At 72.6% G+C, this 13,363-nt stretch carries 17 protein-coding genes; 11 read left to right on the top strand and 6 right to left on the bottom strand.

What is annotated here, in order from left to right; all coding sequences use genetic code 11:
• The first annotated feature begins 6 nt into the window (after window positions 1-6).
• The 4 genes from HNO83_RS07830 to HNO83_RS07815 all read left to right on the top strand — a co-directional run bounded on the left by HNO83_RS07830 (window position 7) and on the right by HNO83_RS07815 (window position 4,991).
• Complete coding sequence (locus HNO83_RS07830; protein ID WP_175336958.1) at window positions 7-1,662, top strand: xylulokinase; 1,656 nt, start codon at window positions 7-9, stop codon at window positions 1,660-1,662.
• The gene (locus HNO83_RS07825; protein ID WP_175336957.1) at window positions 1,659-2,357 is read left to right on the top strand and encodes an L-ribulose-5-phosphate 4-epimerase; all 699 of its coding nucleotides are present in this window, start codon (window positions 1,659-1,661) and stop codon (window positions 2,355-2,357) included. Before HNO83_RS07830 ends, HNO83_RS07825 begins: the two co-directional genes overlap by 4 nt.
• Complete coding sequence (gene araA / locus HNO83_RS07820; RefSeq protein ID WP_175336956.1) at window positions 2,357-3,874, top strand: L-arabinose isomerase; 1,518 nt, start codon at window positions 2,357-2,359, stop codon at window positions 3,872-3,874. Before HNO83_RS07825 ends, araA begins: the two co-directional genes overlap by 1 nt.
• Window positions 3,875-3,980: 106 nt before the next feature.
• A complete protein-coding gene (locus HNO83_RS07815) occupies window positions 3,981-4,991 on the top strand; it encodes a BtrH N-terminal domain-containing protein (protein WP_175337026.1) in 1,011 nt (336 codons plus the stop codon).
• An 88-nt stretch (window positions 4,992-5,079) separates the two neighbouring features.
• Here HNO83_RS07815 and HNO83_RS07810 read toward each other — a convergent pair whose 3' ends face one another.
• On the bottom strand, window positions 5,080-6,315 hold the full coding sequence (locus HNO83_RS07810) for an MFS transporter (protein ID WP_249776566.1): 1,236 nt from the start codon (window positions 6,313-6,315) through the stop codon (window positions 5,080-5,082).
• A 78-nt stretch (window positions 6,316-6,393) separates the two neighbouring features.
• Between HNO83_RS07810 and HNO83_RS07805 the strand changes: the two genes are divergently transcribed.
• The gene (locus HNO83_RS07805; protein WP_175336955.1) at window positions 6,394-7,269 is read left to right on the top strand and encodes a LysR family transcriptional regulator; all 876 of its coding nucleotides are present in this window, start codon (window positions 6,394-6,396) and stop codon (window positions 7,267-7,269) included.
• Entirely contained in the window at window positions 7,253-7,741 is a 489-nt protein-coding gene (locus tag HNO83_RS07800; protein ID WP_249776565.1) for a low temperature requirement protein A, read from the top strand. The genes HNO83_RS07805 and HNO83_RS07800 overlap by 17 nt, the downstream gene beginning before the upstream one ends.
• 44 nt (window positions 7,742-7,785) lie before the next feature.
• Here the strand turns inward: HNO83_RS07800 and HNO83_RS07795 are convergent, their stop codons facing one another.
• From HNO83_RS07795 to HNO83_RS07775, 5 genes are all read right to left on the bottom strand, one after another.
• Window positions 7,786-8,202, bottom strand: coding sequence for a DUF6069 family protein (locus HNO83_RS07795; protein ID WP_175336954.1), 417 nt, complete (start codon window positions 8,200-8,202; stop codon window positions 7,786-7,788).
• Between the two features lie 110 nt (window positions 8,203-8,312).
• The gene (locus HNO83_RS07790; protein ID WP_175336953.1) at window positions 8,313-9,341 is read right to left on the bottom strand and encodes a TerC family protein; all 1,029 of its coding nucleotides are present in this window, start codon (window positions 9,339-9,341) and stop codon (window positions 8,313-8,315) included.
• Between the two features lie 192 nt (window positions 9,342-9,533).
• Window positions 9,534-9,854 carry a hypothetical protein gene (locus tag HNO83_RS07785; RefSeq protein ID WP_175336952.1) on the bottom strand — a complete coding sequence of 107 codons (321 nt, stop codon included), beginning with the start codon at window positions 9,852-9,854 and terminating at the stop codon, window positions 9,534-9,536.
• Window positions 9,851-10,447, bottom strand: a complete 597-nt coding sequence (locus HNO83_RS07780) for an Asp23/Gls24 family envelope stress response protein (RefSeq protein ID WP_175336951.1) — start codon at window positions 10,445-10,447, stop codon at window positions 9,851-9,853. The genes HNO83_RS07785 and HNO83_RS07780 overlap by 4 nt, the downstream gene beginning before the upstream one ends.
• Window positions 10,444-11,007, bottom strand: a complete 564-nt coding sequence (locus tag HNO83_RS07775) for an RNA polymerase sigma factor (protein WP_349627104.1) — start codon at window positions 11,005-11,007, stop codon at window positions 10,444-10,446. The genes HNO83_RS07780 and HNO83_RS07775 overlap by 4 nt, the downstream gene beginning before the upstream one ends.
• Window positions 11,008-11,209: 202 nt before the next feature.
• On the opposite strand from HNO83_RS07775, the gene HNO83_RS07770 reads away from it, so the two are divergent.
• From HNO83_RS07770 to HNO83_RS07750, 5 genes are read left to right on the top strand one after another with little or no spacing between them, the layout of a single operon-like run.
• Complete coding sequence (locus HNO83_RS07770; RefSeq protein WP_175336949.1) at window positions 11,210-11,629, top strand: Asp23/Gls24 family envelope stress response protein; 420 nt, start codon at window positions 11,210-11,212, stop codon at window positions 11,627-11,629.
• Window positions 11,626-11,817, top strand: coding sequence for a hypothetical protein (locus tag HNO83_RS07765; RefSeq protein ID WP_175336948.1), 192 nt, complete (start codon window positions 11,626-11,628; stop codon window positions 11,815-11,817). The genes HNO83_RS07770 and HNO83_RS07765 overlap by 4 nt, the downstream gene beginning before the upstream one ends.
• Complete coding sequence (locus HNO83_RS07760) at window positions 11,814-12,131, top strand: hypothetical protein (RefSeq protein WP_175336947.1); 318 nt, start codon at window positions 11,814-11,816, stop codon at window positions 12,129-12,131. Before HNO83_RS07765 ends, HNO83_RS07760 begins: the two co-directional genes overlap by 4 nt.
• Window positions 12,128-12,700, top strand: a complete 573-nt coding sequence (locus HNO83_RS07755) for a DUF6286 domain-containing protein (protein WP_175336946.1) — start codon at window positions 12,128-12,130, stop codon at window positions 12,698-12,700. Before HNO83_RS07760 ends, HNO83_RS07755 begins: the two co-directional genes overlap by 4 nt.
• Window positions 12,697-13,326, top strand: a complete 630-nt coding sequence (locus tag HNO83_RS07750) for a hypothetical protein (protein ID WP_175336945.1) — start codon at window positions 12,697-12,699, stop codon at window positions 13,324-13,326. Before HNO83_RS07755 ends, HNO83_RS07750 begins: the two co-directional genes overlap by 4 nt.
• Window positions 13,327-13,363: the final 37 nt, after the last annotated feature.

Raw genomic sequence — 13,363 nt, 5'->3', positions numbered from 1 at the left:
GCCACCGTGACGCCCACCGCCGCACCCGACCCCGGCGCGCGCGACGCGATCGCCGCCGGACGCACCGCGCTCGGCATCGAGCTCGGGTCGACCCGCATCAAGGCATGCCTGGTGGATGCCGACGACCCGTCCCGCGTGCTCGCCGTCGGCTCCCACGAGTGGGAGAACGCCTACGTCGACCGCCGCTGGACCTACGCCATCGACGACGTCTGGACCGGCCTCGCCGCCGCCTACGCCGACCTCGTCGCCGACGCGCAGCGGCAGCACGGCGTGACCCCTTCCGCCATCGGATCCTTCGGCGTCTCGGCGATGATGCACGGCTACCTCGCGTTCGGCGCCGACGACGGCCTGCTCGTCCCGTTCCGCACCTGGCGCAACACCGACACCGGCGAGGCGGCGCGCGAGCTCACCGACCTGCTCGGGGTCAACATCCCGCTCCGGTGGTCGATCGCGCACCTGCACCAGGCAGTGCTGAGCGCCGAGCCGCACGTGCCCGACATCCGCTTCGTCACCACGCTCGCCGGGTACGTGCACTGGCGGCTGACCGGCCGCCGCGTGCTCGGGGTCGGCGACGCCTCCGGGATGTTCCCGATCGACCCGAGCACCGCCGGTTACGACGCCGAGCTGGTCGCCCGGTACGACGGACTCGCCGCCGGCCGCATCCCGCCCCTGCTCGACCTGCTGCCCGAGGTGCTCGTCGCCGGCGACCCGGCGGGCGAGCTCACCGCCGAGGGCGCCGCGCTGCTCGACCCGACCGGGGCGCTGCAGGCGGGTGCGCTCGCCTGCCCGCCCGAGGGCGACGCCGGCACCGGGATGGTCGCGACCGCCTCGGTCGCGCCGCGCACGGGCAACGTCAGCGCGGGTACCAGCATCTTCGCCATGGTCGTGCTGGAGCGCCCGCTCGGCGCGGTGCACGAGGAGCTCGACGTGGTCACGACGCCCGCCGGCGACCCGGTGGCGATGGTGCACTGCAACAACGGCGCCAGCGAGCTGGCCGCGTTCGCCGGCCTGTTCTCCCGCTTCGCGGAGGCCTCCGGACGCCCGGCCGAACCGGACGCGGTGTTCGAGACGCTGCTCCGCGAGGCGCTGGAGGGCGACGCCGACGCCGGCGGCATCCTCGCCTACAACCACCTCTCGGGCGAGCCGATCGCCGGTCTCTCCGAGGGCCGCCCGCTGACCGTCCGCAGCCCGGGCAGCCGCTTCACCCTCGCCAACGTCATGCGCGCGCAGGTGAACGGCGTCTTCGCGACCCTGGCGCTCGGGATGCGCGTGCTCGCTGACGAGGGCGTCGCGGTCGACCGGCTGCTCGCCCACGGCGGCGTGTTCCGCACCGCCGGAGTGGCGCAGCGCCTGCTCGCCGGCGCGTTGGACGCCCCCGTCTCGGTGGCGGCGACCGCCTCCGAGGGAGGGGCCTGGGGCATCGCGGTGCTCGCCGCGTTCAGCCGGGCCCGCTCCGGCGGCGACGCCTCCGGACTCGACGCGTACCTGGGCGACCGGGTGTTCCGGTCGGTCGTCTTCGACACGGCGGAGCCCGACCCGGCCGACGTCGCCGGGTTCGCCGCCTACCTCGACCGCTACCGCGACGGCCTCGCGGTCGAGCGCGCGGCCGTGACCGCGCTGCCCGACGCATCCACCCCTGCCACCGAAGGAGCCACCCCGTGACCGCCGAATCCGCCGCCGTCCGCGCCGTGCGCGAGCGCGTCGCCGCCCTGCACGCCGAGCTGGTCCGCTACGGCCTCGTCGTCTGGACCGGCGGCAACGTCTCCGGCCGCGTCCCGGGCGAGGACCTGTTCGTCATCAAGCCGAGCGGCGTCGACTACGACGACCTCGCACCGGAGAACATGATCCTGTGCACGCTCGACGGCGAGGTCGTCCGCGGGTCGCTGGGCTCGGAGCGGTCGCCGTCGTCCGACACCGCCGCGCACGCGTACGTGTACCGCACCATGCCGGAGGTCGGCGGCGTCGTCCACACCCACTCCACCTACGCGACGGCGTGGGCCGCACGCGCGGAGCCCATCCCGTGCGCCATCACCGCGATGGCCGACGAGTTCGGCGGCGACATCCCGGTCGGGCCGTTCGCCATCATCGGCGACGACTCGATCGGCCGCGGCATCGTGCAGACGCTGACCGGCCACCGCAGCCGTGCCGTGCTCATGCAGAACCACGGCGTCTTCACCATCGGCCGTGACGCGCGCGACGCCGTGAAGGCCGCCGTCATGGCCGAGGACGTCGCCCGCACCATGCACATCGCCCGCCAGGGCGGCGAGGTCGTCCCCATCCCGCAGGACGCCATCGACAGCCTCTTCGACCGCTACCAGAACGTGTACGGACAGAACCCGGAAGGAACCCTCCGCTGATGCCGAAGCTCACCACCTCCCTCGACGAGTACGAGGTCTGGTTCCTCACCGGGAGCCAGCACCTGTACGGCCCCGAGACCCTCGCGCAGGTCGCCGAGCAGTCGCGCGCGATCGCCGACGAGCTCGGTGCGGCGCCGGACGTGCCGGTCCGGATCGTCTGGAAGCCGGTCCTCACCGATTCCGACGCCATCCGCCGCACGGTGCTCGAGGCCAACGCCGACGACGCGGTGATCGGCCTGATCGCGTGGATGCACACCTTCAGCCCCGCCAAGATGTGGATCGCCGGACTCGACGCCCTGCAGAAGCCGCTGCTGCACCTGCACACCCAGGCCAACGTCGAGCTGCCCTGGGCCGACATCGACTTCGACTTCATGAACCTCAACCAGGCCGCGCACGGCGACCGCGAGTTCGGGTACATCCTCACCCGGCTCGGCATCCCGCGCACCACGGCGGCAGGGCACGTGTCGAACCCGGCGGTCTCCTCGCGCGTCGGCACCTGGATGCGGGCCGCGGCCGGTCACGCGGCCACCCGCTCCCTCAAGCTGGCGCGGTTCGGCGACAACATGCGCTTCGTCGCGGTCACCGAGGGCGACAAGACGGAGGCGGAGCACGTCTTCGGCGTGCAGGTGAACACCTGGGGCGTCAACGAGCTGGCGGATGCCGTGGCGGCCGCGTCGTCGTCCGACGTGGATGCGCTGGTCGCCGAGTACGAGGACCTGTACGACGTCGCGCCCGAGCTGCGCCGCGGCGGCGACCGCCACGGGTCGCTGCGCGACGGCGCCGCCATCGAGCTGGGGCTCCGGTCGTTCCTGGAGGAGGGCGGCTTCGGCGCGTTCACGACCAGCTTCGAAGACCTGGGTGCGCTCAGGCAGCTGCCCGGCCTCGCCGTCCAGCGGCTGATGGCCGAGGGCTACGGCTTCGGCGCGGAGGGCGACTGGAAGACCGCGATCCTGGTGCGCGCGGCGAACGTGATGGGAGCGGGGCTGCCGGGCGGCGCGTCCCTCATGGAGGACTACACGTACGACCTGACGCCCGGCGACGAGCGCATCCTGGGCGCGCACATGCTCGAGGTGAGCCCGTCGCTGTCCTCCGCGCGTCCGACGCTGGAGGTGCACCCGCTCGGCATCGGCGGCAAGGACGACCCCGTGCGGCTGGTGTTCTCGGCCGACCCCGGCCCTGCCGTCGTCGTGGCCCTGTCGGACGTGCGCGACCGGTTCCGCCTGGTCGCCAACGTGGTCGAGGTCGTCGAGCCGACCGCTCCGCTACCCAAGCTCCCGGTGGGCCGCGCGGTGTGGAAGCCGGCCCCCGACTTCACCACGTCGGCGACGGCGTGGCTGGAGGCGGGCGCTGCGCACCACACGGTGATGAGCACCGCGGTCGGCGTCGAGGTGTTCGAGGACTTCGCCCGCATGCTGCGCACAGAGCTCCTCGTGATCGACGACGAGACCACGCTGCGCGGTTTCCGTCGCGACATCGAGTCGAACGCCGCCTACTACCGCCTCGCCCGCGGCCTGTAACCCCCCACCCCCCCACCCTCCGCTGAGGTGCTCGCCGTTGCGCGCCGGTACGGCGTGTCGGGAGCAACGACGAGCACCTCAGCGGTGAAGGGTGGCGGGTGTGAGGATGGTGGTCGAGGGGGTGCCGACCGGGGGTGGGCTGCATTGTGAGACGACGGCGCTCGGGGTGCTGCTCGCGCACCGCGGGCTGGAGTTTTCCGAGCCGATGCTGTTCGGGCTCGGCGGCGGGCTGTCCTTCCTCTACTGGGACTCGAAGCAGCAGGCGTTGCCCTTCCTCGGTGGACGCGTCAAGCCGTTCGAGCTGACCACGAACCTCGCTGCACGGTTGGGGCTGGAGCTGCACGTCTCCGAGACCTCCTCCGAGCGGAAGGCGTGGGAGGAGGTCCGTTCGGCCATCGACGACGGCGTCCCGGTCGGACTGCAGCTCGACAGCCACGACCTGGAGTACTTCGGCTCGCGCGTCCACTTCGCCGGTCACGTCGTCGCGATGTACGGCTACGACGACGAGCGCGCCTACCTGGTGGACACCGCCCAGCAGGGCGGCGCCGTCTCCACCGGCCTTGCGAGCCTGGCGACCGCCCGCTCGGCGCGCGGCCCGATGGCGGCGAGGAACCGCTCGTTCACCGTCGCGCTTCCCGAACCGGCTCAGGATGTGCGCGACCGCGTGCCCGAGCTGGCGGCGGCGGCGATCGCGGACTGCGCCGAGGCGTTCCTGACCCCTCCGATCGCGAACATCGGCAACCGCGGCATCCTGACCGCGGCGAAGCGCGTCCCCGGCTGGTTCGGGCGCGTCGCTGATCCCGCGAGCGACCTGCCCACCATCGCCATGCTGATGGAGCGCGCGGGCACCGGTGGCGCGCTGTTCCGGAACATCTACCGCGACTTCCTGGCCGAGTGCGTCGGGCTCGGACTGCCGGAGGACGTCACCAGGCGCATCGCCGAGGGCCGGGACGGCTACGCCGAGTCCGCTCGGCTCTGGACCCTCGTGGCCGGCCTGATCGACACGGCCGGGAGGACCGGCGCCTCAGAGCCCCTCGCCGAGGCCGGCCGGCGACTGAAGGACATCGCCACCATCGAGACCGAGGCCATGACCACCCTACGCTCGCTCCCGTCCTGACCCCGCGAGGTGCTCGTCGTTGCAACTCCCGACGGCGTGTCGGGTGCAACGACGAGCACCTCAGCGGGGAAGAGGGGGAGGGGGAAGGTCAGGCGCGGCGGAGCATGCGGAGGCCGGCGGGGACGGAGAGCACCGCGACGGCGGCGACGAACACCACGAGCACGGGGACCAGCGGCCACAGGATGAGCGCGACGCCGACCAGCAGTACGGGCAGCGCCAGCCCGATGTAGGCGACGAGGAAGATCGCCGCGAGCACCTCGCCCCGCCGCTCCGGCGCCGCCAGCGACGCGGCGACCGCGATGGCCGACCGGAACTGGAGGCCGACTCCCGCCCCCGCCAGCACCCCGCTGACGAGGAACACGGCGAGGGAGGCGATCAGCACCCCGGTGGCGAGCCCGGCGAGGCCGACCAGCATCAGCACGAGGGCCAGCACCAGCTGCGACCGTGTCGAGAGCCGTCCGAACACGATCTGCGAGAGCGCGGAGGCCGCGAACACCGCGAAGGGCACGAAGCCCGCGAGCAGGTGCGAGGTCTGGTGCAGCGTCCCGGCCAGCACGCTCGGCGCAAGCGAGGTGAAGAGGCCGAAGACCGCGAAGCCGGCGAACGCGGCGACGGCCGCGGCCGAGAAGGCGCCGCGTGCCGACGCCGGAAGCGAGATGCGCTGCGGCCGGTAGGCGGGCCGCTCCTCCGCGCGCTCCACCGTCTCGGGCACCAGCGCGACCGCGACCGCCGCCACGGCGAGCACCACGAGGAAGACCGCGTACGGCAACAGCAGCGGCGCCGGCAGGAACTGCGCGAACGCGCCGCCGATCAGCGGGCCGAGCGCCAGGCCGCCCGTGTTGACGACGGTGGACACCGTCCCGGCCAGGCGCGGACCCTCCTGCGGCCGTGCGACCGCTCGCAGCTCGCTGAGATGCGCCGTGGCGCTGGCCGTCAGCGCGCCGACGCCGACCCCCGAGATCGTGCGGGCGACGATCAGGCCGGAGACGTCGTTCCAGACCAGGAACAGGGCCGCGGACACGATCTCGAGCAGCACCGCGATGAGCACCATCCTGCGCCGCCCGGCCCAGTCGCTGAGGTGGCCGATCAGGAACAGGCTCGCGATCACCCCGACGGCGTACGCGGCGAAGATGACGGTGACGACCCAGGTCGGGAAGCCGTCGCGCGCCTGGTAGAGCGCGTAGAGCGGGGTCGGGATGGTGGAGAACGCCATCACCGCGAGGAACGCCGCCGCGATCACCCAGAAGCCGATGCCGTGACGGAGTCGGAACGGGCGACGGCCGGTCGGCCGGGAAGTGCGGAGGGAGTCGAGCGTGCTGGTCATGCTCCGATGATGCGCTCGATGCGCAATCGAGTCCAACGGAAATAGCCGATGCTGAGCATCGACAGATACGATTGCCGTATGGATACCCGGCAGCTCGAGTACTTCGTCGCCGTCGCCGACGAGCGGGGCTTCACGCGCGCCGCGGAACGCGTGTTCGCCGCCCAGTCGACCGTCTCGGCCGGCATCCGCAGCCTGGAGCGCGAGCTCGGCGCGGCACTGTTCGAGCGCGACGCGCACGCCGTCCGCCTCACCGACGTCGGCGAGGCCGTGCTGGCCGAGGCGCGGGCATCCCTGCGGTCGGTCGAGCGGATGCGCGACCTCGCCGACCGGGAGGGGCCGCTCCGCGGAACCGTGCGAGTCGGCATCTTCACCAACCTCACGCGCGTCGACCTGCCGGGCATCATGGGGGAGTTCCACCGCAGGCACCCCGAGGTCGACCTGCGGCTCGGCCCGTCGCCGAGCGGGTCGACCGGCTTGATCGAGGACGTGCGGCAGGGGCGACTCGACATCGCCTTCCACGGCCTCCCGGACGCGGTGCCCGACCTGGTCGTGCAGCACCTGACCGACTCGCCGTTCCTCGCGGTGCTGCCGGAGGCGCATCCACTCGCCCGGCGGTCGTCGGTGACGCTCGGCGACCTCGCCGCCGAGCCCTGGGTGGATGCGCGCGCCGGCTTCGGCAACCGGGTCGCGCTCGACCGCGCCTTCGCCGCCCTCGGGCTGACCCGGCGGGTGCCGACCGAGCTCGCCGACCTGGGCGAGATCCCCCGGTTCGTCGCGTCCGGCCTCGGTGTCGCCGCACTGCCGGAGCTGACGATCATCCCGGCCGACGGCGCCGTGGTGCTGCCCCTGCAGCCGACCATCGAGTGGCGCCTCAGTGCCATCGCACGGGAGCGGCCGGGCCGCGCCGCCGAAGCGATGCTGCAGCTGCTGAGCGAGCGTGTCGGCTCCCTCTGAGCCCCGAATCTTCCCTCCCGCCGACGCCCACCTTGCCCTGTTCGGGTCGATCGCGGCGATCGGCGCGGGTCTGCACCTGACCACGATCGCCGTGCAGGGCGGGGGCGTGTCGCTGCTGGGCGTCGCACTGGCGCTCGCGGTGCCGTTGGCGATCACGATCGTCCTGATCTTCCTGACCTGGAGCGTGCTGCTGCGCTCGTTCGACCTCACGCACCTGCCGCTGCTGCTCGTGACCCTGGCGCCGCTCGCCGCGGCCGTCGTGGTCGGCGCGCTCACCCATCCCGGCGAGCCGATCGACCTGGAGGAGCCGGGCGAGCTGACCGCACTGAGCGTCGTCATCGGGCTGGTCGCCCTCGGCGCCGTCGTGGAGGTCGTGGGGCACGAGCTGGTGGGCTTCCGGCACACCCTCCGCGCCTGGCGGGACGGTGAGGGGCGGCCGCCGCTCAGTGCGCCGGAGGTGCGTCCTTCGTGAGCTCGCGCGCGCGTCGTTCCGGTTCGCGGGAGGCGGAGAGTGGACTACAGCTGGTCGCGCCGCACGGGCATCTGCCAGACGTACACCGCCACCGCGATGGCGATCGTCGCGACGTGCATCGCGATCGCCGCCAGCACGACCGACCACTCCCATGCGCCCGAGGTCCCCAGGATCACGTCGGGCACAAGAGAGAGAAGCAGCGTTGCGGGCACGAGCCACCGGAAGACGCGCTCGGGTCGCTGGGCTCTGACCTCGATCGTGCGCCATCCGAAAGCTCCGGCGACCGAAGCGATGACCGTGAGAGTGACATATGCGACGGGCTGGAGCGGCATGCCGTTCGCAGGCGCGCCGACAGAGACGGCGCCCAAGGCGACCGCCGCGTTCGCGATACTGCCGAGAACGGCGACGAGAAGGATGCTCGTAGTGATCGAGCGGGGGCGGCTGACGGTGATTGTCGACATGACATGTCCTCATTCCTTGTGGATGGGGCCATGCTGGCGCCCGGCCGATGCATCGCGCGTCGGCCGGGCGGAGGCAGCGTGCGTACTACCGTCGGAGTAGTCGATCGCTCTCAGTGCGCCGGAGGTGCGTCCTTCGTGAGCTCGGCGTCCGCCTCGCCCTCGGAGGCGACGCCCTGCCGCCCGCCGCGGGTCTTCGCCAGGCTGGCGACCGCCGCGACGACGATGACCGCGCCGATGAACGTCAGCGAGAACCAGGTCGGGATCTCGGGGATCCACTCGACCGGGCGGCCGCCGTTGATGAACGGCAGCTCGTTGACGTGCAGCGCGTGGAAGACGAGCTTCACGCCGATGAACGCGAGGATCACGGCGAGTCCCTGCGTCAGGTAGACCAGGCGCTGCAGCAGGCCGCCGATGAGGAAGAACAGCTGGCGAAGGCCCATCAGCGCGAAGGCGTTGGCAGTGAAGACGATGTACGCCTCGCTGGTCAGGCCGTAGATCGCCGGGATGGAGTCCACCGCGAAGACGACGTCGATCAGGCTGATCGCGACGATCGTCAGCAGCATCGGGGTGACGAAGCGGCGGCCGTCCTTGCGGACCGTCAGGCGATCGCCGTGGTACTCGTCGGCGACGGCGAGGTGGCGGCGCAGGAATCGCATGAACCGGTTGTCGGCGGGGTCCGAGTCGTGCGACGCGAACGCCTGCCGCCAGGCCAGGAACAGCAGCAGCGCGCCGAAGAGGTAGAACACCCAGGAGAAGTTCTCGATCAGCGTCGCGCCGACGGCGATGAACGCGCCACGCAGCACCAGCGCGATGATGATGCCGATCATCAGGACCTTCTGCTGGTACGCCTTCGGCACGGCGAAGGCCGACATCAGCAGCAGGAAGACGAACAGGTTGTCGACCGAGAGCACCTTCTCGGTCAGGTAGCCGGCGAAGTACTGGCCGCCGAAGTCCCAGCCCGACACCATCCCGATCCCGACGCCGAAGAGCAGGGCGAGGCCGATGTAGAACGCGGACCAGCGCGCCGACTCGCCGATCGTCGGCTCGTGCGGCTTGCGGACGTGGGCGAAGAACTCGTAGACGAAGAAGGCGATCGTCACGGCGATCGTGATGATCCAGATGAGCGGGGTGACCTGCACCGGGACTCCAAGGGGGGTAGGCGGAACGTCTGCCCAAGGTCTCCTCCGCCCCGGCCGATGGACTCGGCTGCGGGACCAGTGGCCCGGGATGCGATGGCGCATCCGTAATGACGGGCTCACTGCGGGCGGGAGTACTCCCCTTGCTGCTGACGAGCTTACCGAGAAGGGTGCGATGGAGGCTGGCAATCCGCCCTACGCGGGCTCGACGGAGGCGGCGGTCACCTCGATGACCGCGTCCGGCATCCCGCTCGCGACGGCCCAAGCCCGGGCCGCCGTGTAGACGTCGCGGCAGACCGCGGCGGCTGCCCGTTCCGGCCCGACGCCGATGCGGATGGCGATGCGGCCGTCGTCCACGGCGATGTCGCTTCCCGCGTTCGCGCCGGTGATGGCGGAGGTCAGGGCCGCGGAGACCTGGCCGAGGACGCCGCCCGACGGGTACAGCCTCGCCACGCCCGGCACGGCGGTCACGACACCCGCGAGGGTCGTCGCGGTCTCGGCGTCGCTCGTGCTCATGCCCGTCCTCCGTCCTGCGCGCTGTGGTCGCGCACGTCCGTCACCGTCACGTCGACGGAGGCGATGGTCAGCTCCGCATGGCGGGCGAGCTCGGACGCGACTAGCTCGCGCACGCGGGCGGCGACCTCGGCGAGGGGGTCGCCGTAGCGGACCGAGATGTCGAGGTGCACCGCGATCGGCGAGCCGGGGGTCTCCACGTCGCCGTCGAGCCGGCAGCGGCCGACGATGACGCCGTCCACCGCGTCGCCGACGCCGCGCACGAGGGCGCGGACGGCGCCCTCGGTCAGGGCGAGGTCTGCGGCGGGGTCACTGTGCGCCAGGCGGACGCGCCGTCCGGACTGCACGTCGAGCCGGATCCCGTCGAGGATCCTGCCCACCCAGCCGTCGTCGAGCGGGGACTGCGCGGCCTCCGCCTCCAGGGCTGCGCGTGTGGTGCGGCTCAGCTGCTCCAGTGCGTCGAGGGCCGCGCGGCACTCGGGGGAGTCGTCGATGCTCGGGTCCGCCGGGGTGCGGCCGCGCGCCAGGTAGTCGCTCAGCTCGTCGAGCGTGTGGCCGTCGACCAGGTCGTCGCCGGGGAGGATCGGGTCGGTCATCGCCAGTCCTCCATTGCCTCGAGCAGTCTCCGCCGGCCGCGCGCGAGCTGGCCGCGGACGGTCGACACCGGGATGTCGAGCTCCTGCGCGATCTCGTCGTAACTGTACTGTCCCACTTCGCGGAGCACCCAGCATCTCCTCTGCAGCTCGGGCAGGCGGTCGAGTTCTCTGGCGAGCGCCTGGTTCGCCGTGCGCACCTCGGCGATGTGGCCCGGGTCCTCGGCGGCGGGGCCGGGGGCGTCGAGCTCGGTCACGTCCTCGTGCTCGCGCCTTGCGCGGATCCGGTCGATGCACCGGCGGCTCAGGATGCGCATGAGCCAGGACTTCACGGTGGCACCGTCCTGCAGCTCCGGCAGTCTGATCCACGCTGTCAGGAACGTCTCCTGGACCGCGTCGTCGGACTCGTAGGTCGAGCCGAGCATGCGGGCCGCGTAGGCGCGCATCAGCGGTCCGTGGCGGCGCACCAGCACCTCGAACGCGACGGTGTCGCCGTCGGCGGCGCGCCCGGCGAGGGTCTCGTCCGCGGCGTCCTGCAACGCCTCGAGGCCGGTCCGTCCCACCGCGTCCCCTTCCCTCGAGCAGCCGGGCCTTCCAGCAGCCAGGCACTTGATTGTAGACGGAATTCTGCTAGAAGGGTAAGTAACTAGCCTGGCTAGCCGATTGAGCATTCTCACAGGTTCCGGGCGTGACGAACCGATCCGTCGATCCGTCACAGTAGTGCGACCCACCACCGGGCCGCCCAACGGATCGGAAGGACACGACATGGCCAACACCACCGCAACCACCAGCTCGGCCCCCACGGAGACCGCGCTCGGCAAGACCGTCATCAACGACGCGGTCGTCGCCAAGGTCGCCGGCATCGCCGCTCGCGAGGTCCCCGGCGTCTACGCGCTCGGCGGCGGAGCGGCCCGTGCCCTCGGCGCTCTGCGCGAGGCGATCAACGCCACCGACCTCGGTCAGGGCATCAGCGTCGAGGTGGGCGAGAAGCAGGTCGCGGCGGACGTCACCATCGTGGCCGAGTACCCCGTCTCGCTGCAGAAGGTGGCCGCCGACGTGCGCGCCTCCATCGTCCAGGCGATCGAGCGGATCGTCGGGCTCGAGGTGACCGAGGTCAACGTCACCATCAACGACGTCCACGTGCCGAGCGACGACGACGAGAACCAGGAGGCGCGGGTCCAGTGACGACGGCGCGCTTCGGAGTCCTCGTCGGCGGCGGTCTCGCCATCGTCTGGGCGGCTTTCGGCTTCTGGGTGTTCGTCGGCGTGGCCGCCGCGGCCCTGGTCGGCTGGCTGGTCGCCCGGGTGCTCGGCGGCGAGGTCGACCTGGCCCGCGTGGCCGACGCCCTGCGCGGCCGGCGCTCGTCGTCATGACCGCCGGTCGGGACCGGTTCGCGGGCATCGCGCTCGAGCACCTGGCCCGGGCGGTCGCCGCGGACGAGCTGCGGGTCGGCTACCGCGAGGTGTCCGCCCGCGTCCGGGACGAGTCCGGCGCCCTCGGCGTCCGGGTCACCGCGCCGGTCGCTCTCGCCCCGCTCGGGTCGCCCGACGTCGTCCCGCTGGTCGACCGGCTGACGGCCGCCGGCGGGCACATCCGGGCTCGGCTCGCCGAGCTCACCGGGCTCGATGTCGCCCGGGTCGACCTCCGCGCCACCGGCGCGGTCATCACGGAGAGGAGGGTCCGATGAACCGGATCGAGAGGCGCATCCTGCGCCGCGAGACGCACTCGCCGCGCACGGTCGCCGCAGCGGTGACGGCTGTTGCGGTCGCGCTCGTCGTGACCTGGCTCGCCGTGGAGGGCGTGTTGCAGCTGCTGGGCCTCCGCCCGCTGCTGCTGTCGCCCCGCTCCCAGCTGGCGGCCCTCGCCTCAGCCCCCTCGGCGGGGGCCGCCTTCCTCCTCGCGACCGCCGTGCTCTCGGGACTGGCCGGCCTGTGGCTGGTGCTGCTGGCCGTGCTCCCCGGGCGGCGGCCGCGGCGGGTGCTCGCGGGCGGCCGGGTCGCCATCGTCGCGGACGACGACATGCTCGCGTCCGCGCTCGCCCGGCGTGCCGCCCGCACGGCGGAGGTCTCCCCGGATGCGGTCACCGTGTCCCTCGGGCGCCGTAGCGGGGTCGTCCGCATCGTCCCGGTCAGCGGCCGCAGGGTCGACCGCGACGGGGTGCGCGACGCCGTGACGGATGAGTTCGCCCAGGCGGGCGCCGGCAGGGCCATCCGGCTCGGCGTGCTCGTCGACCCGAACGGAAAGGTGGGATCGTGAACGACACCAACCGCGTCGTGAACCGGCTGCTGCTCGCCCTGGTGGGCGTGGCGTGCTTGCTGGCCTCCGGGCTGGCCGTGCTCCTCCTCGTCTCCCCGCAGGCCCGTGAGCAGTGGACCTCGGTCTCGCGCTCCATCGTCCACGCGCTCGACGCCGCCTTCGGCCGGCCGCTCTGGCCCTCGACGACTCTCAGCCCGGCTGCTCTCGGCGCGCTGGCCTTCGCGCTGGTGCTCGTGGTGCTGCTGGCCGAGCTGGTGCTCCGCGCCGGCCGCGGCTCGACCTCCACCGTGGTCACCGCGGCGGGAGACGACGGCTCGACCGAGGTCGCCGCCGACGTGGCGTCCGCCCTCCTGCGGAACCGCCTCCAGTCCGTCCCGGGCGTCGCCGGCGTCGATGTCAGCGCCTACCGCGTGCGGCGCGAACCCGCGCTCCGGCTGACCGTCCGGTGCCGCCGCGGAGCGTCGCCCCGCATCGTGGCGGACGCGGTCGAGGAGGCCGTCGCGCTGCTCGACTCGGCGCTCGGCGTCCGGCTCCCCGTCTTCGCCCAGCTGGTCGGCGGCTTCCGCGCACGCCTGCGCCCCGCCGTCCGCATCGAAACGTCCACGAGGGCCGCCCGGCCTTCGTGAACTCCGGAAACACCGAACGAAGAACCCCACAGAAAGG

This window comes from Leifsonia sp. C5G2 (assembly GCF_013359685.1).
Classification (GTDB): Bacteria; Actinomycetota; Actinomycetes; order Actinomycetales; family Microbacteriaceae; genus Leifsonia.
The sequence above is the reverse complement of the archived record's forward strand: the minus strand, read 5'-3'. Positions and strand labels throughout refer to the sequence as shown.

What these genes read in the sequence shown, in the direction of transcription:
- HNO83_RS07755 (WP_175336946.1), top strand. Translation starts at nt 12,128, where the DNA reads ATGAACCGGATCGAGAGGCGCATCCTGCGCCGCGAGACGCACTCGCCG.
- HNO83_RS07815 (WP_175337026.1), top strand. Translation starts at nt 3,981, where the DNA reads ATGGTGGTCGAGGGGGTGCCGACCGGGGGTGGGCTGCATTGTGAGACG.
- HNO83_RS07770 (WP_175336949.1), top strand. Translation starts at nt 11,210, where the DNA reads ATGGCCAACACCACCGCAACCACCAGCTCGGCCCCCACGGAGACCGCG.
- araA (WP_175336956.1), top strand. Translation starts at nt 2,357, where the DNA reads ATGCCGAAGCTCACCACCTCCCTCGACGAGTACGAGGTCTGGTTCCTC.
- HNO83_RS07795 (WP_175336954.1), bottom strand. Translation starts at nt 8,202, where the DNA reads ATGTCGACAATCACCGTCAGCCGCCCCCGCTCGATCACTACGAGCATC.
- HNO83_RS07810 (WP_249776566.1), bottom strand. Translation starts at nt 6,315, where the DNA reads ATGACCAGCACGCTCGACTCCCTCCGCACTTCCCGGCCGACCGGCCGT.
- HNO83_RS07760 (WP_175336947.1), top strand. Translation starts at nt 11,814, where the DNA reads ATGACCGCCGGTCGGGACCGGTTCGCGGGCATCGCGCTCGAGCACCTG.
- HNO83_RS07780 (WP_175336951.1), bottom strand. Translation starts at nt 10,447, where the DNA reads ATGACCGACCCGATCCTCCCCGGCGACGACCTGGTCGACGGCCACACG.
- HNO83_RS07805 (WP_175336955.1), top strand. Translation starts at nt 6,394, where the DNA reads ATGGATACCCGGCAGCTCGAGTACTTCGTCGCCGTCGCCGACGAGCGG.
- HNO83_RS07785 (WP_175336952.1), bottom strand. Translation starts at nt 9,854, where the DNA reads ATGAGCACGAGCGACGCCGAGACCGCGACGACCCTCGCGGGTGTCGTG.